This is a genomic window from Nocardioides sp. P5_E3, from assembly GCF_054049275.1.
In genome coordinates this window covers 178,649-200,690 of sequence record NZ_JBFUMR010000001.1, presented here as the reverse complement: position 1 = coordinate 200,690, position 22,042 = coordinate 178,649, and the positions used below count along the sequence as shown (strand labels likewise).

Below are 22,042 nucleotides of genomic sequence, written 5' to 3'. Positions count from 1 at the left end.
GACGGGTGGCCCGGTGCGGTAACACCGGGCCTCCCGAGCGAACACATCTGCCGATCCGCATCGACACGACTCATTCGAGAACAGGAAAACATCCATGTCCAGACCACGCAACGTACGCCGGGTGCTCGGCGCGCTCGTGCCAGTGCTGTCCCTGGCCGTCGGCGCCACCTTCGCCGGCGCGCTGCCGTCGACGGCCGCCGGTCAGACCGCAGCGGCGGCCACCTCCGCCGTACCTCCCGCGACCAAGGGCGCGACGATCGACTGGTTCGACGCCAAGTACGCGGCCGTCGCCCCCGGGTCGGTGTTCGAGACCGCCACCCTCGAGCGCTTCGAGTACCTGCTGAAGAAGCCCGGCAAGTTCGCCTTCGTCATCGGTGGTCCCGAGGACGCCACGCTGCAGAACGCGCTCGGCCACATCGACGCGGTGGCCAAGGCCAACGGGATCACGAAGGTCTACAACTTCGACCCCCGTCTCGACGGCAAGGACCTCGACGTCTTCGACCCCAGCCGCCTCAAGCTCTCGGACGCGGGCAAGGCCTTCGTCGGCAAGTACGGCACCGCGCTGGTCGACAACTACCTCGGCAAGGACGCCGAGACGCCGTTCACCCAGGCCCACACGCAGGATCCCTACCTCTTCGTCTACGACGGGTCCGGCGGCGACACCAACCGGATCACGGCCGCCCTCACCGCCCCGGTCGCCGCGGCCGACCTGGACACCCCCGCCGAGGTCACCGCCTACCGCGAGGACGTCGCCGACGTGCTCACCTCGGCAGGCACGCTGGGCGTCGACACGCAGTTCGACTTCCTCGGCGGTGAGCACAATCGACGCCACGACGTGCGCTACCCCGACGACGCCAAGTTCGGCGGCGACATCTTCGACTCCTCCGACGCGACGGACGGGTTCCGCGTGCAGTCGGTGACCTACCCCGAGCTGCTGCACATCCTGCAGAGCCCCGGCGACTTCGCGCTGCTCTTCGGCGGCACCTGGTGCCACAACACGGCCGCGATCATCAAGGCCACCAACAAGGCTGCGCAGCAGAACGGCATCAAGACCGTGTACGCCTTCGACTTCGTCCTGAACACCAACGACCCGACGGCGTCCAACGGCAGCGGCAACCTGCTGCACATCCGCGACAACGCGCTCGTCGGCGCGGAGGCCGTCAACAGTCGCCCGTCCTACCTCTACGGCGACCTGGTCAACACCTACCTCTCCAACGCCTTCACCCAGTACCGCAAGACTGGTGACCCGGGCACGGCCGGCGTCAACCCGGTGCGCTACTACCCCGGCGGCGACCCCTCGGGCACTCTCGCCGAGGCCCGCAAGATCCAGGTCGGCCACCTCCTGACGTACAACAAGGACCACAAGGACGCCCAGGGCAACCCCGCGCCGGTCCTCGACCAGGCGATCCGCAAGAACGCCGACGGGACCTTCACCGAGTACATGACCGAGTGGTGGTACGTCCAGGGACAGGACCTTCCGCGCTCCGACACGACCCTCATCGGCAACGCGCCCAGTGCCTCCGAGGCCAACCTCAACGCGATGGAGAACCAGCGCGCGTTCGCCAAGGAGGGGATCGGTCGCGTCAGGGACGTGCTCGCCATCCTCGGCGGCGGACACGCCAGCACCGTGTCGGCGACGCTGTCGGAGTCGGTCACGCCCGGCGTCGTCACGCCGGTGCAGGTGAGCGTCACCGCTCCCGACTACAGCGGCTTCCGCTCGCTCAACACGGCGAACGCCGGCACCGCCCCGGCGAGCACGGTCGACAAGCCGACGGGTCGGATCGAGGTCCGCGAGGGCGCGACCGTGCTCACCTCCGCAGACCTCGTGGACGGGGCGGCCGCGATCGACCTGCCCGGCCTGGCGGCCGGCAGCCACTCGCTGACGTTCCACTACAGCGGCTCCGCCGACGGCATCGTCCGCGAGTCCACTGCCACCCGGCAGGTGACCGTGACCGCGCCCGCGCCCGCGCCCGCCGACAAGGCTGCGTCGACCACCACGGTCAGCGCCGCCACGACGACGTACGGCAAGGCCGCCACTGTCACCGTCTCCGTCGCCGCGACCGGTGCCCAGCCCACCGGGGCGGTCACCCTCACCGGGACGGGGTCTGACCTCACTGCGCCGCTGAGCGGCGGCAAGGCGGTCTTCACCCTGCCGTCGGCGTTGGGCGCCGGCACGTGGACGCTGACAGCGAGCTACGCCGGCGACGCCTCCGTGCGGACCTCGGCCGGCACGGGCACCCTCGTGGTCGGCAAGGCCAGGGCCACGTCCGTCAAGGTCACGGTGAAGAGCAAGCCGACGACCAAGAAGGCCGGCAAGGCTGTCGTCAAGGTCGTCGGTGTCGCCACCGGCGTCGCTCCCACCGGCAAGGTGCTGGTCAAGCTCACCTCGGGCAAGGTCACCAAGAAGGTCCGGGCCACCCTGGTCCGCGGCAAGGCCGTCGTGGCGCTGCCCAAGGTGACCCGCGGCTCGTGGAAGCTGGCTGCCACCTACCGCGGTGACGCCAACTACGACGCCCGCTCGGCGCGGGTGGTCAAGCTCGGTCGCCTGGGCTGACGCAGCGACGCACGGGGTGGTGTCCGGCCGAGCCGGGCACCACCCTGCTGCCCGTCCGACCAACCGACCCCAGCGGCGGGACGTCGGTGTCGGTGCGCGGTGGCAGGATCGCGCCGTGGCCCTCGCCGACCGTCCCCTCGTGCCCGAGGAGTGGGTGCTGCGCATCGACGCGGTGCTCGGGGCATTGCCGCGCTGCCGGCAGGAGTCGGCGTGGACCGGCACGCGCTGGCGCGTGGGCAGTGCGACGGTGGCCCACGTCTTCGGCGGGGAGGACCAGCTCTTCCGGATCACCTTCCGCGGCGAGCCCGACGAGGTGGCCGCCTTCGAGCACATGGGTGAGCCCTACTTCCGGGCCGGCTGGGGCGGCAACTACATCGGGATGCTCCTCGACGACGAGACCGACTGGGACGAGCTCGCCGAGCTGCTGACCGACTCCTACTGCATCCAGGCGCCCGCACGCCTCGCCGACCAGGTCGCCCGGCCCGACGCCTGAGCGCACCCGCCCGTTCGCGAGCCGCCCGGCAGGATGGGGCCCATGACCGGGACCCGGAGCGGCCGCCTCGTCGGGCTGGACGTCGCCCGGTGCCTCGCGCTGCTCGGCATGGTCGCCACCCACGTGCTCGACGAGCGCACGCCTGCCGGGGACCTCGCCACCGCCCAGTGGCTGGCCGGCGGCCGGGCGTCGGCGCTCTTCGCGGTGCTCGCAGGCGTGAGCCTCGCACTGATGACCCGCGAGCCGCTCCGGGGTCGGCCGCTCGCGCTGCGCACCCTCGGCATCGCCGTCCGGGCCCTGCTGATCGGCGGGCTCGGCCTGCTGCTCGGTGGCCTGGACACCGGCATCGCGATCATCCTCACCTACTACGGGGTGCTGTTCGTCCTGGGCCTGCCGTTCACGCTCCTGGGCGTCCGCTGGCTCCTGCCGCTCACCGTCGCGTGGGTCGCCCTCGCGCCGGTGGTCTCGCACCTGGTGCGACCGCACCTGCCGGAGCGGGGGTTCGACAGCCCGACCTTCCAGCAGCTCGCCGACCCCGGGCAGCTGGCGAGCGAGCTGCTCTTCACCGGCTACTACCCGGTCGTGCCGTGGCTGGCCTACGTCCTCGCCGGTCTCGTGCTCGGCCGCCTCGACCTGCGCGACACCTCGCTGCTCGGCGGCCTGGCCCTCGGCGGACTCTCGGTGGCAGTGCTCGCCACGCAGGTCTCGCGGTCGCTGGTCGACCCGGTGGTCGCGTCGGAGAACGCCACCGGGATGTACGGCACGACGCCCGCCGACGGCGACTGGGACTGGCTGCTGCTCGTCGCGCCCCACTCGGCGACGCCGTTCGACCTCGCCCAGACGATCGGCAGCGCGGTCCTGGTGATCGCGCTCTGCCTGCTCGTCGAGCGGCTGCTGCCCCGACCGGCGACCGCCGTTCTCGCCGTCCTCTTCGGAGCGGGCGCGGCGACGCTCACGCTCTACTCGCTGCACGTCGTGATGCGCACCGAGGCCGTGTGGCCGCCGGAGGAGCCCTCGACCTACCTCACCCACGTCGTGGTGCTCCTGGCGATCGGGGCGGCGCTCCGGCTGCTCCGGGTCCGCGGCCCGCTCGAGGCGGCGGCGAGCCTGCCGGTCCGGCTGGCCCGGAGGTCGGGCCGGCCAGAACCTCAGCGCAGCGGCACGAACCGGTAGCGCCCGTGCTCGGTGGCGACGGCCCCCGGGTTGGTCACCCGCAGCATCGTCCCGTCCACCGGCACCACCAGGACGCCGTCATCGGTGAGCTGGTCGACCAGGGCGAGCGGCAGCTCGTCGGCCATCGCGGAGACGAGGATGCGGTCGTACGGCGCTCCGTCGGGGTCGCCGAGCACCCCGGGCTCCGCCCGACGGATCGACGCCCACGGGCGGTCGGTGCGCGCCAGGTTGCCGGTGCCGAACGACACCAGCTCCGGCTCCAGCTCGACGCCGAGCACCGACCCGGCCGGTCCGACCAGGTGCGCCAGCAGCGCGGTCGTCCACCCGCTCCCCGACCCGACGTCGAGGACCCGCTGGCCGGCGCGGACGTCGAGCAGCCGCAGCATGTCGTCGACGGTGCGGGGCTGGGAGTTGGTCTGGTCCGCCGCGATCGCCAGCGGACCGTCGTACGACGCACGACGCCGCACCCCGCGCGGGAGGAAGTCCCGGCGCGGGGTGGCGTCGAACGCCGCAGTGACCTGATCCACCCGACCTCGCTCAGACCCAGTGGTTGTCGTGCTCTCGCATGAACCGGTCGTAGGCATCGCCGTCGAGGTTGCCCTTGCCGGCGGCCAGCCCCTCGAAGTAGGCCTCACGAGGCGCACCCGGCGCGAAGTGGAGGAGCATCTTGGCCGCCCCGTCCTGGTTGCGGAAGCCGTGGATCCCGCCGGCGGGGACGTGCGCGAAGTCGCCGGCGTGGCACTTCACCCAGTCGGTGCCGTCGTAGATCGTGACGGTGCCCTCGAGGACGTAGAACGACTCGGTGACGGTGCGGTGGAAGTGGGCGTCGGGGCCGCTCTCGGGGCCGGCGAACTCCCACCGGTAGAGGCCGAACGTGCCTTGGGTCCCAGTGCCCTGGGCGAGGTAGAAGACCTTGTTGCCGTTGGGGTAGACGACGGCGGGCTCGACGTCCGCCGGCACGACGCTGGCGGACACCTCGCCGGAGTCGCCGTGGTAGATCGGCGGTGGGTAGCTCATCGAGGTCCCTTCAGGCCGTGGCCGGCTGGTTGATGCGGACGTGGTTGCCGAACGGGTCCCGGATGCCGAAGTCGGTGCCGTAGGGCTGCTCGACCGGCTCCTGGGTGATCTCGACGCCGGCGTCGCGGAGCGCGGCATAGGTCGCGTGCACGTCGTCGCTGAGCAGGAAGACGCCGCCGAGCGCGCCCTTGGCCACGAGCTCGCGCACCTGCGCTGCGGTCGACTCGTCGTGCATGGGCGCCCCGACGAGCTCGAGCAGGATCGAGGTGTCCTGGCCCGGGACGCCGACGGTCAGCCAGCGCATGAAGCCGAGGTCGATGTCGTCGCGCACCTCGAAGCCGAGGTGGGTGGTGTAGAAGTCGAGCGCCTCGTCCTGGTCGAGGACCGGCACGCTGCGGATGTGGAGGCTGGTGATGTGGTTGGTGTTCATGGCGACGACGCTAGCCAGCGACGACCCCCTCCCGCTTCTCCGAAACCGCTGTCCTCGGGGCGGCCGTCCCCACGGCCCGGTCGGGCACGGCTGGCGCCTCCCGCTCGCGGGGGCGCGTCCATGCGGCGATGAAGCACGACGGCACGGCGACCGGGGTGTGGCCCGCGCGGAACTCCGTGGGTGAGCACCCGACGACGTTGCTGAAGGTGCGGCTGAAGGTACCGAGGCTGGCGAACCCGACGTCCCACGCCACGTCGGTCACCGGTCGGTCGGTCTGGCGCAGCAGCGTCATCGCCCGCTCCACCCGACGCCGCTGGAGGTAGCGGTGGGGCGTCTCGCCGTAGACGTCCTTGAACACGCGCCCGAACTGCGACACCGACAGGTGCGCGATGGCGGCGAGGGTGGGTACGTCGAGGGGCTCGGCGTAGCGGCGGTCCATCTCGTCGCGGGCGCGGAGCATCCGTCGGTTGGTGTCCTCCTGCGCGGAGAGCGGGCGGGCCATGCAACCGAACCTAACGCGTGACGTGGACAGTGCGGGGCCGACGGGGACACGACAACGGCATGACCCCGGGGGAGGGCCATGCCGTTGTCTGTGCGTTGGTAGGACGTGGATCTCGCGGTTCTGGGGGGATCCCGTACGTCGGCGGGAGGTCGACGTGCGGGGTGCGAGAGCCGGTCCTGCGGAACGCGGCCGCCGCCGGGAGTCACCCGGACGTGTGTGCGCCGCCCCCCTTGTCCGGGTTCCCCGAGCTGGGGCCGGTCGGACTGGTGGTCGGGCTGGCTGGACTGGTGGGGGTGGCTGGCGTGGTCGCCGGGCTCGGGTTCGACGAGCTGCCGGACTTCCCCGGCCCGTTGCCGTTGCCGTTCCCGTTGCCGTTGTTGGTCTGGCTGTGCGGGTTCGGCTGGTTCGTCGAGCCGTTGTTCTGGCTGCCCGAGCTGTTGTTCCCCGAGTTGTTCCCCGAGTTGTTGTTGCTGCCGGCGTTGTTGTTGCCGGAGCTCTGGTTCCCCTGGTTGCCCTTCGTGGGCTGGTCGGTGGGCTTGCCGGGAGACGGGGTCGGCTTGGCGGTCTGCTTCGGCGGACCGATGAGGTCGACGCAGTAGGTGGCGATCCGGTCGGCACCACCGGCCTGGGCCGCGAGCGCGAGGAAGGCGGCGCTGTCGAGCGACGAGCCGGCGTCGGAGCGGTCGGTGGCCTGGAAGGCCCGGCAGAGGCCCTCGAAGCTGGGCGACGGGGTGGCCGGACCGTCGGAGGTCTCGGGCGGGGTTGCGGACGGTGACTGGGACGGAGTGGCGGACGGGGACCCGGGCGACGCCGTCGAGCTGGAGGAACCGGTCGACCCGGAGGCGCCGGGCGAGGTGCTGGGCGAGCCGCTGGCCGACCCCGAGGGGCTGCCGTCCGTGCTGCCGCTGTCACCCGGTGTGACGGAGCCGGCCGCGCCGCGCGGTGCGTCGGCCGTGGCGTCGCTGGCCCGGTCGGACGCCTGGCCGGGAAGGGCGGGCAGCCCCGGCAGGTCGGGAAGGCCCGGGAGGCCGGTGGTGCTGGCGAGGGCGAAGCCGCCGGAGGTGAGGGCGACGACGGCGCCGGTCGCGATCACGGCTCGGGCGGCGGCGCGGCTCCCGAGGCGCGAGGGCGAGACGTAGCCGATCCTGGTCGACGGTGCCGGCGAGAGTCGCGCGGCCTGGAAGGCCGCTGCTGCTGCGTCCTCGCCGTGGAGCTCGCTCGGGTGCGCGGGAGCACTGGCGGCGGTGAGGGCCCACCCGAGGACGCTGTCGTGCTCCGCGGGGGCGTCGAGCAGGCGCTCGGCATCACGGCGGGACAGGCGGGGGTCCGGGGTGCTCATCTCACTCCCTTCAGCGTCACGGCAGTCACAGGTGTTACGGCTCCTCGGAGATTCGCCTGGCCAGCTGCTTGAGGCCGCGGTGGGCCGCAGCGCGCACGGCGCCCGGGCGCTTGCCGAGGATGCGGGCCGCGGTGGGGGCGTCGAAGCCGAGCACCGTGCGCAGCATGATGGCCTCCGCCTGGTCGCGGGGCAGGCTGCCGATCAGTCGGATGACCGCCTCGGATTCTGCCCTGCCGATGATGTCGGCCTCGACGTCGACGTCGTCCGGCAGGTCCACGAGGTCCTCGACCGAGTCGTCGGCGACGGGCCGGCGCCGGGCGTGGCGCAGGTGGTCGAGGGCGCGGTTGCGGCCGATCGTGGTGATCCACCCGCGGAAGCCGTCAGCGTCGCCGCTGAACCGGTCGAGGTCGCGGAAGGCCTGCGCCCAGGCCTCGCTGGCGACGTCCTCGGCCTCGACGGGGCCGACGAGGACGGTGAGGTAGCGCAGGAGCGATGGCTGGACATGACGGTAGACGACGCGGAACGCCGCCTCGTCCCCCGCCTGCATCGCCTCGACGGCGCAGTCGAGCCCCTCCTGCTCACCCACCGGCGCATTGTCACCCGAAGACGGTCGTCACGCCCACAGAACCCCCCCTGCCGGCGCCCGGAGATCCCGCTCCGACCTCACCCCCGCGGGGGACGCGGGACGAACAGCGGCACCCGGGCGGCGTACTCGTCCCATCCCTCACGCTGCGACATCGTCCGCTCCAGCAGCTTGGCACCGGTCACGTTGCGCACGAAGTACGTCATCGCGGCGGGCGCCCACACGGTGAGCAGGCCCGGGAGCCAGCCCACCGCCAGCGCGCCCGCGATCCAGAGGCCCCACCACACGCAGGCGTCGCCGAAGTAGTTGGGGTGCCGGCTCCAGCCCCACAGGCCGGTGTCGAGGATCCGCGGGCGCGACTCGCGCGGCCGGGCCTTGTAGGCCTCGAGCTGCGCGTCGCCGACGACCTCGAAGAACACCCCCACCGCCCAGACCACGACACCCGCCCACACCACGGGCCACCAGCGGACGTCGTACGCCGCCGCGACCTGGAGCGGCGCGGAGATGAGGAACGCGACGACGGCCTGCGTCAGGAAGACCTTGGTGACGACGCGGCCGGCGCCGGCGGACCAGCCCGGCCCGCCGAGCATCTTCTCGTAGCGAGGGTCCTCGCCGTGCCCGCGCGAGCGGCGCCCGATGTGCCACGCGAGGCGGCCGCCCCACGCGGTGACGAGGGCGGCGAGGAGCCAGGAGTGGGCGTCGGGCCGCACGAGCGCCAGGGTGAGGGCGATCGCGACGAACGCCAGCCCCCAGGCCACGTCGACCACCGCGACCCGGTTCAGACGACGGCTCACCGCCGCCGTCGACCCCATGACGACGGCGGCGGCGAGGAGCGCGACCAGTGCGGCACTCAGCACGCGCGCACCGCCGGCAGGGTGTGAGGACCGCCGGGGCGGACGGCCAGGACCTGGTCGACGCCCATCCGGCCGTCGCGGAAGGCGAGTGCGCCGCCGACGAGGTAGAGCCGCCAGACGCGGACGACCTCCTCGCCGACGAGCTCGCGGAGCCGGGGCAGGTTGGCCTCGAAGTTGGCCATCCAGCCCGCCACGGTGAGCACGTAGTGCTCGCGCATCGCGTGCACGTCACGCACCTCGAGCCCGCCCGCCTCGATCAGGCCGACGGTCTCGCCGACCGGCCGCATCGTCATGTCGGGGGCGATGAACGACTCGATGAACGGGCCGCCGCCCGGGTGCTTGCCGCCGCCGGCGCCCTGGCGCGACATCTGCTGGACCAGCACCCGCCCGCCCGGCCGGACCGAGCGGCGCAGCACCTCGACGTAGGTCGGGTAGTTGCGCGCACCGACGTGCTCGCCCATCTCGAGCGAGCCGACGGCGTCGAAGTGGTCGCGCTCGGGCACCTCGCGGTAGTCCTGCAGCCGGATCTCGACCCGGTCCTGCAGCCCGCGTTCGGCGATCCGGGCGTCGATGAACGCCTTCTGCTCCGCCGAGATCGTCACCCCGGTCACCTGCGCCCCGAAGTGCTCGGCCGCGTGCAGCGACAGCGAGCCCCACCCGCAGCCGACGTCGAGCATCCGCATGCTCGGCTCGAGGCCGAGCTTGGTGCAGACGAGGTCGAGCTTGGCGCGCTGCGCCTCCTCGAGCGAGACGTCGGGGGAGGCGTGGTAGCCGCAGCTGTAGGCCATCTGCGGCTCGAGGACGAGGGAGTAGAACTCGTTGGAGAGGTCGTAGTGGTGGCTGATCGACGACCGGTCGCGGGCGAGGCTGTGCAGCCGTCCCGTGACCTGCGCCTGCGAGGCCGGCGGCGCTGGGGGTCGGCCCAGCGCGCCGAGCCCGGCGGCGGTGCGGACCGCGTCGACCAGGGCGCGCGGCGAGAGGCGTACGCCGGACAGCCCGCGCTCGGCGCCGACCTCGAAGGCGTGCGTCAGTGCGGAGCCGAGGTCCCAGCCGTCCTGCTCGGGGACGTCGAGCTCGCCGGTCACGTAGGCCTGGGCAGCGCCGAGCTCGCCCGGGTGCCACAGCAGCCGGCGCAGCGCGTCGGGCGACCGAAGGACCACGAGCGGGGCGCCGGCGGGTCCGGCGACCGAGCCGTCCCATGCCTGCAGGCGCACCGGCAGGTCGCCGCCGATGAACGGGCGGACCGCCGCGGCGAGGCGGTCGGCGACGCCCGCGGAGGTCAGCGTGGTGTCGGACGGCGCGGTCCGGGTCACGGGTGTCACCGGTCCTCCCGGGTGAAGGTGAGCTGCGAGACGTCGAGGTAGCCGCTCGCGAAACCGGCCTGCGAGTAGGCGAGGTAGAAGTGCCAGACCCGCATGAAGAGGTCGTCGAAGCCGAGGGCGAGGACGGCGTCGCGCTGGGCGAGGAACCGGCGGTCCCAGCGGCGCAGCGTCTCGGCGTAGTGGTCGCCCATCGCGAGCTGCCCGGTCAGCCGGAGAGTGGTCTCGCCGCGGGTGACCTGGTCGATGACCTCGACGCTGGGCAGGAAGCCGCCGGGGAAGATGTACTTGTTGATCCAGGTGTGGCCGTCGCGCGTGGCGAGCATCCGGTCGTGCGGCATCGTGATCGCCTGGATGGCGACCCGGCCGCCGGGTGCCAGCACGCGGTCGATGGTGCCGAAGTAGGTGCCCCAGAACTCGTGGCCCACGGCCTCGATCATCTCCACGGACAGCACGGCGTCGTACGTCGCACCGGTGGCGGCGAGCGCGCGGTAGTCCATCAGCTCGACGTGGACGCGGTCGGCGAACCCGGCCGCGGCGATCCGCCTCTCGGCGAGCTCGAGCTGCTCGACCGACAACGTGATCGTGTGGACGCTCGCGCCGCGCCGGGCGGCGCGGATGGCGAGCTCGCCCCACCCGGTGCCGATCTCGAGGACGCGGGTGCCGGCGGTGACTCCCGCCTCGTCGAGGAGGCGCTCGACCTTGCGACCCTGCGCGTCCGCGAGGTCGGGGCTGTGGACGGTCGGGTCCCGGTCGTCGGTGGGCTCTGGTGGAGTGGCGACCAGGTGGTCACCGACGGAGCCGGGGCCCGCCCCGGCCGGGAGGACGGAGGTGTCGAAGAGCGCGGACGAATAGCTCAGGGTCTCGTCGAGGAAGAGCGCGAAGAGCTCGTTGGACAGGTCGTAGTGGTGCGAGATGTTGGCCTGGCTGTTGGCCTCGGTGCTCCGCTGGTGATGGGGCAGCCGGGGCATCACGAGGGCGCGGAGGCGCTGCAGCGGCTCCGGCACCAGCGTCGACATGCGGGCCGCCGGCACGGTGAGGAAGCCGGCCAGGTCGTCGGCGTCCCAGGCGCCGGTCAGGTAGGCCTCGCCGAAGCCGATCAGGCCGTCACGGCCCACCCGGGCGTAGAACTCCTCGGGCCGGTGCAGGCGCATCAGCGGCCCTCCGCGCCCGAACCGGCGACCGGTCGGCTCCTCCACGACCGTGACGTCGAGGCGGGCGACGGCGGCGCGGAAGAGGCGGCGCGCGACGGCGGCCGAGACCGCGGTGCGGGGGCCGGCGGGCAGCTGCTCGAGGGCGGGCATGCCCTGCGTGCCCTCCTGCTGGGGGTGGTTCTTCTCGAGGGTCATCGGACTCCCTCCTGTCGGTGGGTGGTCTGTGGTCGGGGGCGGACCGGCAGCCGGCGGGCCCACAGCCAGATGCCGTGCGCGCGGATGAGTGCGCTGCCGCGCAGGGTCGCGCCGAGGGTCCGGCGGACGGGCACGTCGCTGCGGGTGCCGGTGAGGCTCGCGCTGAACGGCGCGGACCCGTCGTCGTGACCACGCAGCGTGATCGCGATGTCGAGGCGGTCGGTCGGGACGGGCACGGCGACGTCGTACGAGCCGTCGACGCCGTGGAAGGGCGAGACGTAGAGCGCCTTGTCCGTGCGGGCGCGGCCCTGCTCGTCGGGGTGGACGAGGTAGGCGTGCCGGTCGCCGTAGGTGTTGTGCACCTCGACKACCACGCCTGCCTGGCGCGCCTTGTCGTCGAAGCACCAGAAGACGCTGATCGGGTTGAAGCAGTGACCGAGGGAGCGCGGGTGCGCCGCCATCAGGATCGTGCCGGGACGGTCGCCGTCGCCGAGCGAGACGCCGTTGTCGGCGAGGAACGACTCGACGTTGTCGCGCAGCGTGGCGTCGGGCGCACCGAGGTGGTCGCGCGCCTCGAACCGCGCCAGCACGCCGTGGTCGGGCAGGTCGTCGAGGTCGACGAGCCAGAAGGTCGAGTGGTGCTCGAAGGTGCGCCGGAACGGGCTGCGCCGGGTGTGGCGGATGGTGGTCTCGAAGCGACCCGGACGCGGCAGCTTCGGGGTGGTGCGGACCCAGGGGAGGCCGAGGTGGGTGGCGGCCGCTAGACCCGAGCGTGCGCCGTCCTCGTGGAAGCCCCAGCCGTGGTACGCCCCGGCGAAGGAGATCCGCGACGTGTTGATCTCGGGCAGCCGGCGCGACGCGGCCACCGACGCGGGCGTGTAGAGCGGGTGCTCGTACTCCATCCGGTCGATCACGCTCGCCGGGTCGACGAGGTCCTCGCCGCCCAGGGTGACGAGGTAGTGGGTGTCGGTGGGCAGCCGCTGGAGGCGGGTGAGGTCGTAGGTGACCGTGACGCCGCCCTGCGACGTCGCAGGCTCAGCCGCGGGGCGGTGAAAGTTCCACGACGCCCGTGCGTCGGGGGCGGTCGGGAGCAGGGAGGTGTCGGTGTGGAGGAGCGCGGGGTTGCTGCTGTAGGGCAGCGCGGAGAGGACCTCGCGCTGGAGGTCGGTGGGCGACTCGAGCATCGCGAGCGCGTGCGAGGGGTGCGTGGCGACCACGACCGCGTCGAAGCGGGTGGTGGCGCCGCTGCCGTCGGTGACCTCGACACCGTCGGCGAGCTCGTGCACCGACGTCACCTTGGTCTCCAGCCGGACCTCCTGCAGGCCGGCGGCCACCGCGGCGACGTACGTCGCTGAGCCGCCCGTGACGGTGCGCCACTCCGGCGAGCCGAAGACGCCGAGCATCCCGTGGTGCTCGAGGAAGGTGAAGAGGTAGCGGGCGGGGTAGTCCAGGGACGTCGCCGGGTCGCACGACCAGACGGCAGCCACCAGCGGCTCCATGAAGTGCCGGACGAAACCGGGGGAGAAGCCGCCGTCGCGCAGGAAGTCGCGCAGCGTCTGGTCGGCCTCTGCGTCATGCGAACCCGCACCAGTAGGTGCCGATCCGGATGACGCAGCGCCGTCGGCGAGCACGGCCTTCGCCCGGCGGTGGAAGCGGGGGATCTCCAGCAGCATCCGCCAGTGCTCGCGCGAGCGGAGCGAGGACCGCTGGGCGAACAGGCCGCGCGCGCCGAGCGCACCGGCGTACTCGACACCGGTGCCGGCGTCGCTGACCGACAGGGACATCTCCGAGGGCTGGGTCGCCACCCCGAGCTCGGCGAAGAGCCGCAGCAGGGTGGGGTAGGTCCGACGGTTGTGGACGATGAAGCCCGTGTCGATGGCCAGCTCGCCGTCGGGAGTCGCGACGCGGTGGGTGTCGGCGTGGCCACCCAGGCGGTCGTCGGCCTCGTAGAGGGTCACGTGGGCGGTGCGCGAGGCGATCCAGGCCGCGGTGAGCCCCGCCACGCCGGAGCCGACGACGGCGATCCGCTGTGGCGTGGTGGCGGCGCTCATGTCGCCTCGGCCAGGTCGAACACGGCGATCGGGTCGCTGGTGGGCTGCTTGGAGCCTCCGTCCGGCTCGACCGTGATGCCGACGGCGGCGGCTGCCCCGGCGGACCCGTCGAGGACGACCGTCTGGTCGGGCTCGTCGGGCATCAGCCCGGCGGAGACGAACGTGTCGCCGTCGATGAACCACAGCTCGTAGTCCTTGCCCGAGGGGGCGGAGGCCATGTCCTCGGTGGTGATCACCGCGCGGTCCTGGGACTTCGACCGGGTGAGGGTCGCGTTGCCTGCTTCGCCGAGGTCGACGGAGACCGCCTGCGCGTCGGGCGCCTGCAGGACCTGCTCGGCCGCGGTCAGGCGCTGGACGTCGTCGGACGGGGCCCAGGGCTGCGTCACCAGGGCGCCGACCCCGACGATGAGCGCGAGTGCCGCCGCGACCAGAAAGGGCATCCAACCCCGCCCCCGTGCTGCCGGGCGGTCGGCGTGGCGCGACGGGGAGGCGGTCACCTCAGGGGCGAGCGGGCGGATCTGGGAGATGCCGGCGAGGACCGAGTCGCGCAGGGCCGCCGGTGGCGGGACCGCAACGGTCTCGGACAGCAGCGCCGCCGTCTCGCGGAGCTCGGCGACCTCGGCCCTGCAGTCCTCGCACGTCGCGAGGTGCTGCTCGAACCGCGCACGCTCGAGCTCGTCGAGGGCGTCCATGGCATAGGCGCCCGTGAGCTTGTGGATGTCCATCTCACTCATGAGGCAACTCCCATCAGGTCCCGCAGGCGGATCAACCCGTCGCGTATTCGTGTCTTCGCCGTCCCGAGCGGGACGTCCAGCAAGGTGGCGACCTCGGTGTGCGTGTAGCCGCCGAAGTAGGTGAGCTCGACGGCCTGGCGCTGCACGTCGGTCRGGGTGGCGACCGCGCCGCGGACGCGGGCTGCGTCGAGCGAGGCGTGTGCGGCCTCGGAGGTCTGGTCGTGGTCGGTCGGCGCGGCCTCGCGGTTCCACGTCTCGTCGCGGGACGTGGCGGCCTCGACCGAGCGGATCCGGTCGACGGCCTTGCGGTGGACGATCGTCAGCAGCCAGCCGACGGCGCTCCCGCGCCCGGCGTCGTACCTCGTGCTGGACCGCCAGGCGTCGAGGTAGGCCTCCTGGGTGACCTCCTCGGCGTGTGCCGGGTTGCGGACCACGCGAAGCGCCAGGCCGTAGGCCCGTGCGGACGTCGCGTCGTAGAACGCGGCGAAGGCCGCTTCGTCGCCCAGGGCCGCCTGCCGGAGCAGGTCGGCCAGCCGAGCCGGGTCGCCCCCGGACGGGGCGCCCTCGGGCGCCCCGTCCGGTACGGGCCTCACGTGGTCCACGTCAGTCATCCTTACGTAGTGGTCGTCGGCCGACGACTCACATCTCCGGCATCAGGACCTGGTCGACCACGTAGACGGTGGCGTTGGCGGTCTGCACGTTGCCGCACACGACGCTGGCGTCACCGATGGTGAAGTCCTCGCCCTCGCCCTCGACCGTGAGCATGTCGCCGGCCAGGGTCTCGTGCTCGCCAGCCACGTCCTCAGGGCTGAGGCGCTCGCCGATCACGTGGTGGGTCAGGACGGTCGTCAGCATCTCCTTGTCCTTCAGGAGGGCGTTGAGGTCCTTCTTCGGGATCGCGGCGAACGCGTCGTCGGTCGGGGCGAAGACGGTGAGGTTCTCGGCGGAGTTGAGCGTGTCCACGAGGTCGGCCTCGGTCACCGCGGCGACCAGCGTCTTGAGGAGCGGGTTGTTCGAGGCGGCGGTCGCGACCGGGTCGTCGGCCATGCCCTCGACGGAGCCCTCACCGGAGGTGGGGACGCCGGCGCAGCCGGGACCGAACGGTGCGTCGGCGGCCATCGGCTCCTCGGACTCCATCGGCGACTCCGACTCCATGGGGGTCTCGGAGCTCGACTCGGACGTGGTGGGCTCGGACGCGTTGCCGCTGTCGGTGTCGCTGCCACAGGCAGCCAGGCCCATGGACGCGGTCAGTGCAAGGGCGGCGAGGCCCATCGAGCGGGTGCGGAGCTTGGTGTTCATGACACTGCCTTTCGGTTGAGCCTTGAGGTGGACCGTGGGGGGCCCGCTGTCGAGAGGTGTTCGGCGCCGCTCCGGGGGCGGATGGGTCATTCCTCGAAAAACTTTGGACAATCCTTGGACAAGCGTACGCAGGCGGCGCCGGGCGGGGATCAGGCGGTCAGGCGGATCAGGCGATGAGGACCGAGATCTCCTGCAGTCCGCTCGAGCCCTCGGGGAAGGGACGCATCCGGACGTCGGTCTGCACGTCGCCGTCCTTGTTGGTGGCGCGGGAGGCGATGAGGTGCCGGCCCGGTTCGGCGTCCCACTCGAGGTACCACTGGCGCCAGTAGTCGTCGTTGACCTGGGGGCCGAGCTTCGCGGGCTGCCAGGGTCCACCGTCGACGCGGACCTCGACCTTGTCGATGCCGACGCCCTGGGCCCAGGCGATGCCGCCGATGACCACGGAGCCGGCGTCGGTCTCCGACAGCGGCTTGGGGGTGTCGATCCGGCTCGAGATCTTGATCGGTGCGTCGACGACCCAGTCACGCTCGGTCCAGTACGCCTGCTCGGCGTCGTACGTCGTCAGGGTCATGCGGGTGATCCACTTGCAGGCGCTGACGAAGCCGTAGAGCCCGGGGACGACCATCCGCGCGGGGAAGCCGTGGGTGCGGGGCAGGGGGCCGCCGTTCATGCCGATCGCGATGATCGCGTCGCGCCCGTCGAGCGCCACGTCGAGGGGCGTGGAGATCGTCATCCCGTCGACGTCGGTGGACAGGATCTGGTCGGCCTTCGTCGAGTCGATGCCGGCCCGGGCGAGCACGGCGGCGAGGGGTACGCCGAGCCAGCGGGCGCCGCCGACGTAGGGTCCGCCGACCTCGTTGGAGACGCAGGTGAGCGTGATGTCGCGCTCGACGGTGTCCATCGCGGCGAGGTCGTCGAAGGTCAGCGTGACCTCCTGGTCGACGTCGCCGTCGATGGTGAGGGTCCACGACTCGACGTCCACGGTGGGGAGCGTCAGCCGGGTGTCGACGCGGTAGAAGTCGCCGGTCGGGGTGCGCAGCGGCGTGATGCCGTCGTACATCTCCTCGAGACCGGTGGGGAAGGACGACGCGGGGTCGGTGGCCACCGGCAGGGCGACGTCCGTCCCGCCGAGGCGGTACGACGTCACCCAGCGACCGAGGCCCCCCATGGCCACTGCAGCCGCAGCGAGTGCGCCGGAGGCCAGCACGACCCCGCGTCGAGTGGGACCGTCGCCCCCCGGCGACGGTTCCGTGTGACCCCGGTCGTCGACACGGTGCAGCCACCACAGCGAGGTGGCTCCGACCGCGGCGGCGACCAGGGCAGGTACGAGGTCCAGCGGCCCGGAGCCCGGGCGCAGGACGGCCAGCACTCCCGCGACGCCGGCCAGGCCCACCAGGACGAGGAGTCCGGGGGTCTCGCGGCGTGCGGTGACGATGCCGGCGACGGCCGCCAGCAGCAGCACGACCAGCGTGACCGAGCCGACCAGGACCAGCTTGTCGGCGCTGCCGAACTCCCGGATGGCCCACTCCTTGAGCGGGGTGGGCGTCAGGTCGATGACGGTCGAGCCGACCGCGAGCACAGGGGACGCCGCCGGAACGGTCAGCGCCGCGACCAGGTGGGCGGCGGCGAGACCGACGATGGTGGCGAGCACGCCGTACGCGGCGTGGCGCAGGGTGCGCGGCCGGGACCGCTGGTCGGGGGAGTGCATGGGCGGTGTTCGGTGCCGTCGGGCTCGCGGATGGGTCGGACGGTCCTCCGCCGGGTTTGCGGCAGGATGACCGCCATGACCGCCCCGACCGACCAGGCCCCCGCAGAGCTGGTGCACTACGCCGTGGCCGACGCCGTCGCCACGATCACCCTCGACAGCCCCGCCAACCGCAACGCCCTGAGCCGACAGCTCGTCACCGAGCTCTTCGCCCACCTCGAGCGCGCCGGCGCGGACCCCGACGTGCGGGCCGTGCTGATCGAGAGCTCGGGCAAGGTCTTCTGCTCCGGCGCCGACCTCACCGAGGCGTCGAGCGAGGGAATGGAGGCCGGCACCCGCCGCATCGTCGACCTGCAGCGGCTGATCGCCACCCTCGACAAGCCGGTCGTGACCAAGAACCTCGGTGCCGTCCGCGCCGGCGGCATCGGCATCGTCGCCGCGGCCGACATCGCCATCAGCGCCGAGGACGCCACCTTCGCGCTCACCGAGGTGAAGCTCGGTCTGGCCGCCGCGATCATCAGCCTCACCGTCCACCACCGGATGACCCCGCGCGCCGCGGCCCTGACCACGCTGGGCGGCGAGGTGTTCACCGGCGCCGAGGCGGCGGGGTACGGGCTGGTGACGAAGGCGGTGCCGGCCGACGACCTCGCCGCCGAGGTCGCCGCCGTGTGCGCCAGCCTGGCGACCGGTGCTGCTCAGGGCCTCCGGGAGTCCAAGCGCATCCTCAACCGCGACCTCGTCGCGCGCATCGACGCGCTCGGCGAGGAGATGGCCGAGACCAGCACCCGGCTGTTCGCCTCCGACGAGGCCCGCGAGGCGATGACTGCCTTCCTCTCCCGCAAGAAGTAGCCACGGGCTGCATCCACGGGTGGCATCCGGTCGGAGAAGGGTGAGGACCCACTTCGAAGGAGGCCGCCCGTGGGCGTCATCGACGATCGACCGCTCGTCCTCGTCACACTCCTCCTCGTCGCGGCGGGGCACCTCGGGTTCCAGCTGACCGTGTCGCTGGTCGTCTATCCCGCGCTGGGTGAGGTCGGGGACGAGGCGTGGCCGGCGGCACACGAGCGGCACGCCCGTCGGATCGCTCCGCTCGTCGGCGCGCTCTACGTCCCGCTCGTCCTCGTCCTGGCCTGCACGGCGGCGACGGAGCCGGAGGCGGCGGGCACGTGGCTGGCCCTGGTCGGCGGGGCGCTGTCGGTGGTGAGCACGGCCGTCATCGCCGCGCCCTTGCACGGGCGGCTGGCCACCGTGCCGGCAGGGGAACGAACGGAGCTGCTCGGCGACCTCGGTCGCGTGGACCTGATCCGCACGGCCGGCGCGGTGGTGTGCCTGCTGGGCGCCGTGCTGCTCCTGTCGTGAGGGTCGTGCGGTCCAGGATCGTCGAGAAGTCGGTGGTCGTCGGTGCTCGCCGGTACGCTTGTCCGCCTGCCCGGGACCGTTGGGCAGTGGTTCATGGGGGATGAGGAGCAAGAGCTTGAGCGAGGATCTCGAGGCGCGGGAGATCGCGGCGGAGCAGACGTACGTCGACGAGGTCTACGTGCAGCTCGACGCGTCCACCCGCAACGCGCGGGCGTTGGCCGCCGAGGGCCACAGCCGCGGCAAGCTGGAGCACGAGGGCGGCCTTGTCGAGCGCGACGCGATGGTCTTCCAGGCTGCCAAGCGCATCGCCCAGCTCGACGCCGCCCACGAGGGCCTGGTCTTCGGCCGGCTCGACCTCGACCCGTCGATCGACCGGCTGCCGCGCTACATCGGCCGCATCGGCGTGCGCAACGCCGACCGTGACGTGCTGCTCATCGACTGGCGGGCACCGGCCGCCGGCGTGTTCTACCAGGCCACCGCGGCCACCCCGTCCGGTGTCGTACGCCGACGCGTGCTGCGCTCGCTGCACCGCACCGTCATCGGCGTCGAGGACGAGCTCCTCGACCAGGAGGCCGAGACCGACCTCCCGATCGTCGGCGAGGGCGCGCTCATGGCGCAGCTCTCCCGCGCCCGCGACCGCTCGATGCACTCCATCGTCGCCACCATCCAGGCCGAGCAGGACCAGGCGATCCGCGCGCCCGGCAAGGGCGTCGTGTCGATCTCCGGCGGTCCCGGCACCGGCAAGACGGTCGTCGCTCTGCACCGCGCCGCGTTCCTGCTCTACTCCGACCGCCGCCGCTACGAAGGCGGTGGCGTGCTGGTCGTGGGTCCCAGCGGCGTGTTCATGCGCTACATCGAGCGCGTCCTGCCGAGCCTCGGCGAGACCGCGGTCGCGCTGCGCTCGCTCGGTGAGGTCGTCGGCGGCATCCGCGCCACGCGCCACGACGAGCCGGCGGTCGCCGACGTCAAGGGCGCGACCCGGATGGCCGAGCTGCTGCGCCGCACCGCCCGCCAGCACGCGCCGGGCGCGCCGACGAGCTTCCGGATCTACTGGCGCGACGAGACCCTCGTGCTCGACCCCGGCCTGCTCGGCCGGCTGCGTCGCCAGCTGATGTCGCAGGGCCGTCGCAACCGCCAGCTGCCGCGGGTGGCCAAGACGCTGCTCGACGCCATGTGGCGACAGGTCCAGGGCGAGCGCGGGCGCGAGCGGGGGCGTGAGGCCTTCGAGGACGACATGCTGGGCCACGAGGGGTTCGTGGACTTCGCGACGGCCTGGTGGCCGCCGCTCGACGCCCAGACGGTCTTCGGCTGGCTCCGCGAGCCCGACTTCCTCGCTCGGGTGGGCGAGGGCGTGATCAGCCGCGAGGAGCAGCTGGTGCTCCTCAAGTCGTGGGCCGACGGCGGCCTGTCGATCGAGGACGTCCCGCTCGTCGACGAGCTCCGCTACGCCCTCGGTGACGTCCCGCAGCGCACCGACGACGAGCGCGACCTCGACGAGACTGGCCTGCTCGAGGGCGGCGTGGACCTCCAGGAGCTCACCACCATCTCCGAGCGGGAGTACGCCCCCGGCGGGCTGGCCTGGTCCGCGCCGACCCACCGCATCGAGGACGACGGCTACGCCCACGTCCTCATCGACGAGGCGCAGGACCTCACCCCGATGCAGTGGCGGATGGTCGGTCGCCGCGGCCGCACCGCGAGCTGGACGATCGTCGGCGACCCGGCGCAGTCGTCGTGGCCCGATGCCCCGGAGGCCGCCTCCGCGCGGGCAGAGGCGCTCGAGGGCAAGGAGCTCCACGAGTTCCACCTGTCCACCAACTACCGCAACTCCGCCGAGATCTACGCCTTCGCCGCCGACTACGCCCGCCGGGTGGGGCTCGACGCAGACCTCCCCGAGGCCGTACGCCGGACGGGCGAGGAGCCGCGGGTCGTCGGCCCCGTCCAGGACCTCGAGGCCGCCGTGCGCGAGGCGGTCACCTCGACCGCCGCCCGTGTGGAGGGCACCGTCGGCATCGTCGTACCCGTCGCCCGCCGCTCGGAGGTCAACGCGTGGCTGGCGTCGTGGCCCGAGGTGGCCGACGACGCGGCCGGGGCCCGCGCGGCCGTCGACTCGAGCGTCACGCCGAGCGGTGAGGACCGCGTCGTCGTGCTGACGGGCCTCGACACGAAGGGGCTGGAGTTCGACGGCATCGTGGTCGTCTCGCCGCAGGAGATCGAGGACGAGTCGGCCACCGGCCGGGCCACCCTCTACGTCGTGCTCACCCGCGCGACGCAGCTGCTGACCACCGTCGGCTGAGCCGGGGAGACCCGGAGGTCGGTGGCGACACGTAGCCTCTGACGTTCAGGTCTCGGTCCGACAGCACACACGTCCAGGAGGGTGATGTCCCGGCTAGCGCGCGCTCTCGGAACGGTCGCCGTGGCGTTCCTCCTGCTCGTCGTTGCCGACGCGCCTGCCGGGTTCGGTGGGGGCCCGGCGGTCATTGCCTCGCTGGACCCGCCGCCCGAGCCCGCCCCCGCCGCCCCCGAACCAGCCCCGTCGCCGACCCCCGCCCCCGAGCCGACGCCCGTCTCGGGCTGGGAGACCGTGTTCCACGACGACTTCGACGGGCCCGCGGGGGTGTGGCCCGAACAGTGGCACAACATGCTGTTCGCCAACGGGGCCGCGCAGAACGGGGTGGGTCAGCTCGACGTCGGGCACCTGTCCCAGGTCCGCACCAACCAGGGCTGGACCGTCCCCGTCGGCACCCAGGTCCGGGTGACCGCCAGCCTCCTCATGCCCGACACCGGCAGCAACTACGCCGCCTTCTGGGTGCAGCACCCCAACGGCATCGATCCGCGCGAGATCGACGTGATCGAGAGCTACGGCCCGCTCAAGCCGGCGGGAGCCCAGTTCGCCTCCCACATCTGCTACGACGACACCCCGGAGACCGCCGTCAACGCGTGCGCGGCCAGCGGTCGGGCGCCCGTGACGACCCCGGTGACCTCGATGTTCCCCACCGGGGCGGAGCCCTGGAGCGCGTTCTGGCAGTATGCCGCCGAGTTCACCGTCGGTGGCGACACGGTGCGGTTCACCGCGAGGGACGCCGCAGGCAACCTCGCCTACGAGATCACGTCCAGCCCGGACGTCCGCCGGGTGCCTGGCAACGCAGCGCCCATCCAGCTCCGCCTGTCCAACAAGGACGTCCTGCCCGAGAACGCCGTCACCGGCGGAACCCGGCAGAGCATGCTGGTCGACTGGGTGACCGTCGACGTCGACTACCCCTAGCACAGGGACGTCAGGTGCT

21 protein-coding genes are annotated in these 22,042 nt (G+C 72.6%); 7 read left to right on the top strand and 14 right to left on the bottom strand.

Translation table 11 applies throughout. The annotated features are described in order from the left end of the window. Window positions 1-94: 94 nt before the first annotated feature. The 3 genes from ACXJKB_RS00895 (at window position 95) to ACXJKB_RS00885 (ending at window position 4,220) form a co-directional block, all read left to right on the top strand. Window positions 95-2,554 (top strand): Ig-like domain-containing protein, encoded by a 2,460-nt coding sequence (locus ACXJKB_RS00895; protein WP_457184617.1) that lies wholly within the window; start codon window positions 95-97, stop codon window positions 2,552-2,554. 115 nt (window positions 2,555-2,669) lie between these two features. Further along, window positions 2,670-3,047: an MmcQ/YjbR family DNA-binding protein gene (locus tag ACXJKB_RS00890; protein WP_457184616.1), complete on the top strand. Its 378-nt coding sequence runs from the start codon at window positions 2,670-2,672 to the stop codon at window positions 3,045-3,047. A 42-nt stretch (window positions 3,048-3,089) separates the two neighbouring features. After that, the gene (locus ACXJKB_RS00885) at window positions 3,090-4,220 is read left to right on the top strand and encodes a heparan-alpha-glucosaminide N-acetyltransferase domain-containing protein (protein ID WP_457184615.1); all 1,131 of its coding nucleotides are present in this window, start codon (window positions 3,090-3,092) and stop codon (window positions 4,218-4,220) included. On the opposite strand, the gene ACXJKB_RS00880 is transcribed toward ACXJKB_RS00885, so the two are convergent. The 14 genes from ACXJKB_RS00880 to ACXJKB_RS00815 all read right to left on the bottom strand — a co-directional run bounded on the left by ACXJKB_RS00880 (window position 4,196) and on the right by ACXJKB_RS00815 (window position 17,405). Next, window positions 4,196-4,747, bottom strand: a complete 552-nt coding sequence (locus ACXJKB_RS00880) for a protein-L-isoaspartate O-methyltransferase family protein (RefSeq protein WP_457184614.1) — start codon at window positions 4,745-4,747, stop codon at window positions 4,196-4,198. The genes ACXJKB_RS00885 and ACXJKB_RS00880 overlap by 25 nt on opposite strands. Before the next feature lie 10 nt (window positions 4,748-4,757). Beyond that, complete coding sequence (locus ACXJKB_RS00875; protein WP_457184613.1) at window positions 4,758-5,237, bottom strand: cupin domain-containing protein; 480 nt, start codon at window positions 5,235-5,237, stop codon at window positions 4,758-4,760. A 10-nt stretch (window positions 5,238-5,247) separates the two neighbouring features. Beyond that, a complete protein-coding gene (locus ACXJKB_RS00870) occupies window positions 5,248-5,667 on the bottom strand; it encodes a VOC family protein (protein WP_457184612.1) in 420 nt (139 codons plus the stop codon). Between the two features lie 10 nt (window positions 5,668-5,677). Next, window positions 5,678-6,169, bottom strand: coding sequence for a helix-turn-helix domain-containing protein (locus ACXJKB_RS00865; RefSeq protein ID WP_457184611.1), 492 nt, complete (start codon window positions 6,167-6,169; stop codon window positions 5,678-5,680). A gap of 202 nt (window positions 6,170-6,371) precedes the next feature. After that, window positions 6,372-7,508, bottom strand: a complete 1,137-nt coding sequence (locus ACXJKB_RS00860; RefSeq protein ID WP_457184610.1) for a hypothetical protein — start codon at window positions 7,506-7,508, stop codon at window positions 6,372-6,374. A 34-nt stretch (window positions 7,509-7,542) separates the two neighbouring features. Next, window positions 7,543-8,094 (bottom strand): RNA polymerase sigma factor, encoded by a 552-nt coding sequence (locus tag ACXJKB_RS00855; RefSeq protein ID WP_457184609.1) that lies wholly within the window; start codon window positions 8,092-8,094, stop codon window positions 7,543-7,545. Window positions 8,095-8,171: 77 nt separating this feature from the next. Then, a complete protein-coding gene (locus ACXJKB_RS00850) occupies window positions 8,172-8,948 on the bottom strand; it encodes a DUF1295 domain-containing protein (RefSeq protein ID WP_457184608.1) in 777 nt (258 codons plus the stop codon). Then, the gene (locus tag ACXJKB_RS00845) at window positions 8,942-10,258 is read right to left on the bottom strand and encodes a class I SAM-dependent methyltransferase (protein ID WP_457184607.1); all 1,317 of its coding nucleotides are present in this window, start codon (window positions 10,256-10,258) and stop codon (window positions 8,942-8,944) included. The genes ACXJKB_RS00850 and ACXJKB_RS00845 overlap by 7 nt, the downstream gene beginning before the upstream one ends. A 5-nt stretch (window positions 10,259-10,263) precedes the next feature. After that, window positions 10,264-11,613 carry a class I SAM-dependent methyltransferase gene (locus ACXJKB_RS00840; protein ID WP_457184606.1) on the bottom strand — a complete coding sequence of 450 codons (1,350 nt, stop codon included), beginning with the start codon at window positions 11,611-11,613 and terminating at the stop codon, window positions 10,264-10,266. Further along, a complete protein-coding gene (locus tag ACXJKB_RS00835; protein WP_457184605.1) occupies window positions 11,610-13,664 on the bottom strand; it encodes a DUF1365 family protein in 2,055 nt (684 codons plus the stop codon). Before ACXJKB_RS00835 ends, ACXJKB_RS00840 begins: the two co-directional genes overlap by 4 nt. Then, window positions 13,661-14,398, bottom strand: coding sequence for an anti-sigma factor (locus ACXJKB_RS00830; RefSeq protein ID WP_457184604.1), 738 nt, complete (start codon window positions 14,396-14,398; stop codon window positions 13,661-13,663). The genes ACXJKB_RS00835 and ACXJKB_RS00830 overlap by 4 nt, the downstream gene beginning before the upstream one ends. Further along, window positions 14,395-15,009, bottom strand: a complete 615-nt coding sequence (sigK, locus tag ACXJKB_RS00825; RefSeq protein ID WP_457184603.1) for an ECF RNA polymerase sigma factor SigK — start codon at window positions 15,007-15,009, stop codon at window positions 14,395-14,397. The genes ACXJKB_RS00830 and sigK overlap by 4 nt, the downstream gene beginning before the upstream one ends. Before the next feature lie 28 nt (window positions 15,010-15,037). Beyond that, complete coding sequence (locus ACXJKB_RS00820; RefSeq protein ID WP_457184602.1) at window positions 15,038-15,697, bottom strand: fasciclin domain-containing protein; 660 nt, start codon at window positions 15,695-15,697, stop codon at window positions 15,038-15,040. A 166-nt stretch (window positions 15,698-15,863) separates the two neighbouring features. Next, window positions 15,864-17,405, bottom strand: a complete 1,542-nt coding sequence (locus tag ACXJKB_RS00815; protein ID WP_457184601.1) for a molybdopterin-dependent oxidoreductase — start codon at window positions 17,403-17,405, stop codon at window positions 15,864-15,866. A gap of 75 nt (window positions 17,406-17,480) precedes the next feature. Here ACXJKB_RS00815 and ACXJKB_RS00810 point away from each other — a divergent pair, with 75 nt between their 5' ends. The 4 genes from ACXJKB_RS00810 to ACXJKB_RS00795 all read left to right on the top strand — a co-directional run bounded on the left by ACXJKB_RS00810 (window position 17,481) and on the right by ACXJKB_RS00795 (window position 22,023). Next, window positions 17,481-18,251, top strand: a complete 771-nt coding sequence (locus ACXJKB_RS00810) for an enoyl-CoA hydratase-related protein (RefSeq protein WP_457184600.1) — start codon at window positions 17,481-17,483, stop codon at window positions 18,249-18,251. A gap of 69 nt (window positions 18,252-18,320) precedes the next feature. Then, window positions 18,321-18,761, top strand: a complete 441-nt coding sequence (locus tag ACXJKB_RS00805) for a hypothetical protein (protein ID WP_457184599.1) — start codon at window positions 18,321-18,323, stop codon at window positions 18,759-18,761. 115 nt (window positions 18,762-18,876) lie between these two features. Further along, complete coding sequence (locus tag ACXJKB_RS00800) at window positions 18,877-21,054, top strand: HelD family protein (protein WP_457184598.1); 2,178 nt, start codon at window positions 18,877-18,879, stop codon at window positions 21,052-21,054. Between the two features lie 120 nt (window positions 21,055-21,174). Beyond that, window positions 21,175-22,023: a hypothetical protein gene (locus tag ACXJKB_RS00795; RefSeq protein WP_457184597.1), complete on the top strand. Its 849-nt coding sequence runs from the start codon at window positions 21,175-21,177 to the stop codon at window positions 22,021-22,023. Window positions 22,024-22,042 lie beyond the last annotated feature (19 nt).

What these genes read in the sequence shown, in the direction of transcription:
- ACXJKB_RS00895 (WP_457184617.1), top strand. Translation starts at nt 95, where the DNA reads ATGTCCAGACCACGCAACGTACGCCGGGTGCTCGGCGCGCTCGTGCCA.
- ACXJKB_RS00885 (WP_457184615.1), top strand. Translation starts at nt 3,090, where the DNA reads ATGACCGGGACCCGGAGCGGCCGCCTCGTCGGGCTGGACGTCGCCCGG.
- ACXJKB_RS00875 (WP_457184613.1), bottom strand. Translation starts at nt 5,237, where the DNA reads ATGAGCTACCCACCGCCGATCTACCACGGCGACTCCGGCGAGGTGTCC.
- ACXJKB_RS00870 (WP_457184612.1), bottom strand. Translation starts at nt 5,667, where the DNA reads ATGAACACCAACCACATCACCAGCCTCCACATCCGCAGCGTGCCGGTC.
- ACXJKB_RS00865 (WP_457184611.1), bottom strand. Translation starts at nt 6,169, where the DNA reads ATGGCCCGCCCGCTCTCCGCGCAGGAGGACACCAACCGACGGATGCTC.
- ACXJKB_RS00860 (WP_457184610.1), bottom strand. Translation starts at nt 7,508, where the DNA reads ATGAGCACCCCGGACCCCCGCCTGTCCCGCCGTGATGCCGAGCGCCTG.
- ACXJKB_RS00840 (WP_457184606.1), bottom strand. Translation starts at nt 11,613, where the DNA reads ATGACCCTCGAGAAGAACCACCCCCAGCAGGAGGGCACGCAGGGCATG.
- ACXJKB_RS00830 (WP_457184604.1), bottom strand. Translation starts at nt 14,398, where the DNA reads ATGAGTGAGATGGACATCCACAAGCTCACGGGCGCCTATGCCATGGAC.
- ACXJKB_RS00820 (WP_457184602.1), bottom strand. Translation starts at nt 15,697, where the DNA reads ATGAACACCAAGCTCCGCACCCGCTCGATGGGCCTCGCCGCCCTTGCA.
- ACXJKB_RS00815 (WP_457184601.1), bottom strand. Translation starts at nt 17,405, where the DNA reads ATGCACTCCCCCGACCAGCGGTCCCGGCCGCGCACCCTGCGCCACGCC.
- ACXJKB_RS00810 (WP_457184600.1), top strand. Translation starts at nt 17,481, where the DNA reads ATGACCGCCCCGACCGACCAGGCCCCCGCAGAGCTGGTGCACTACGCC.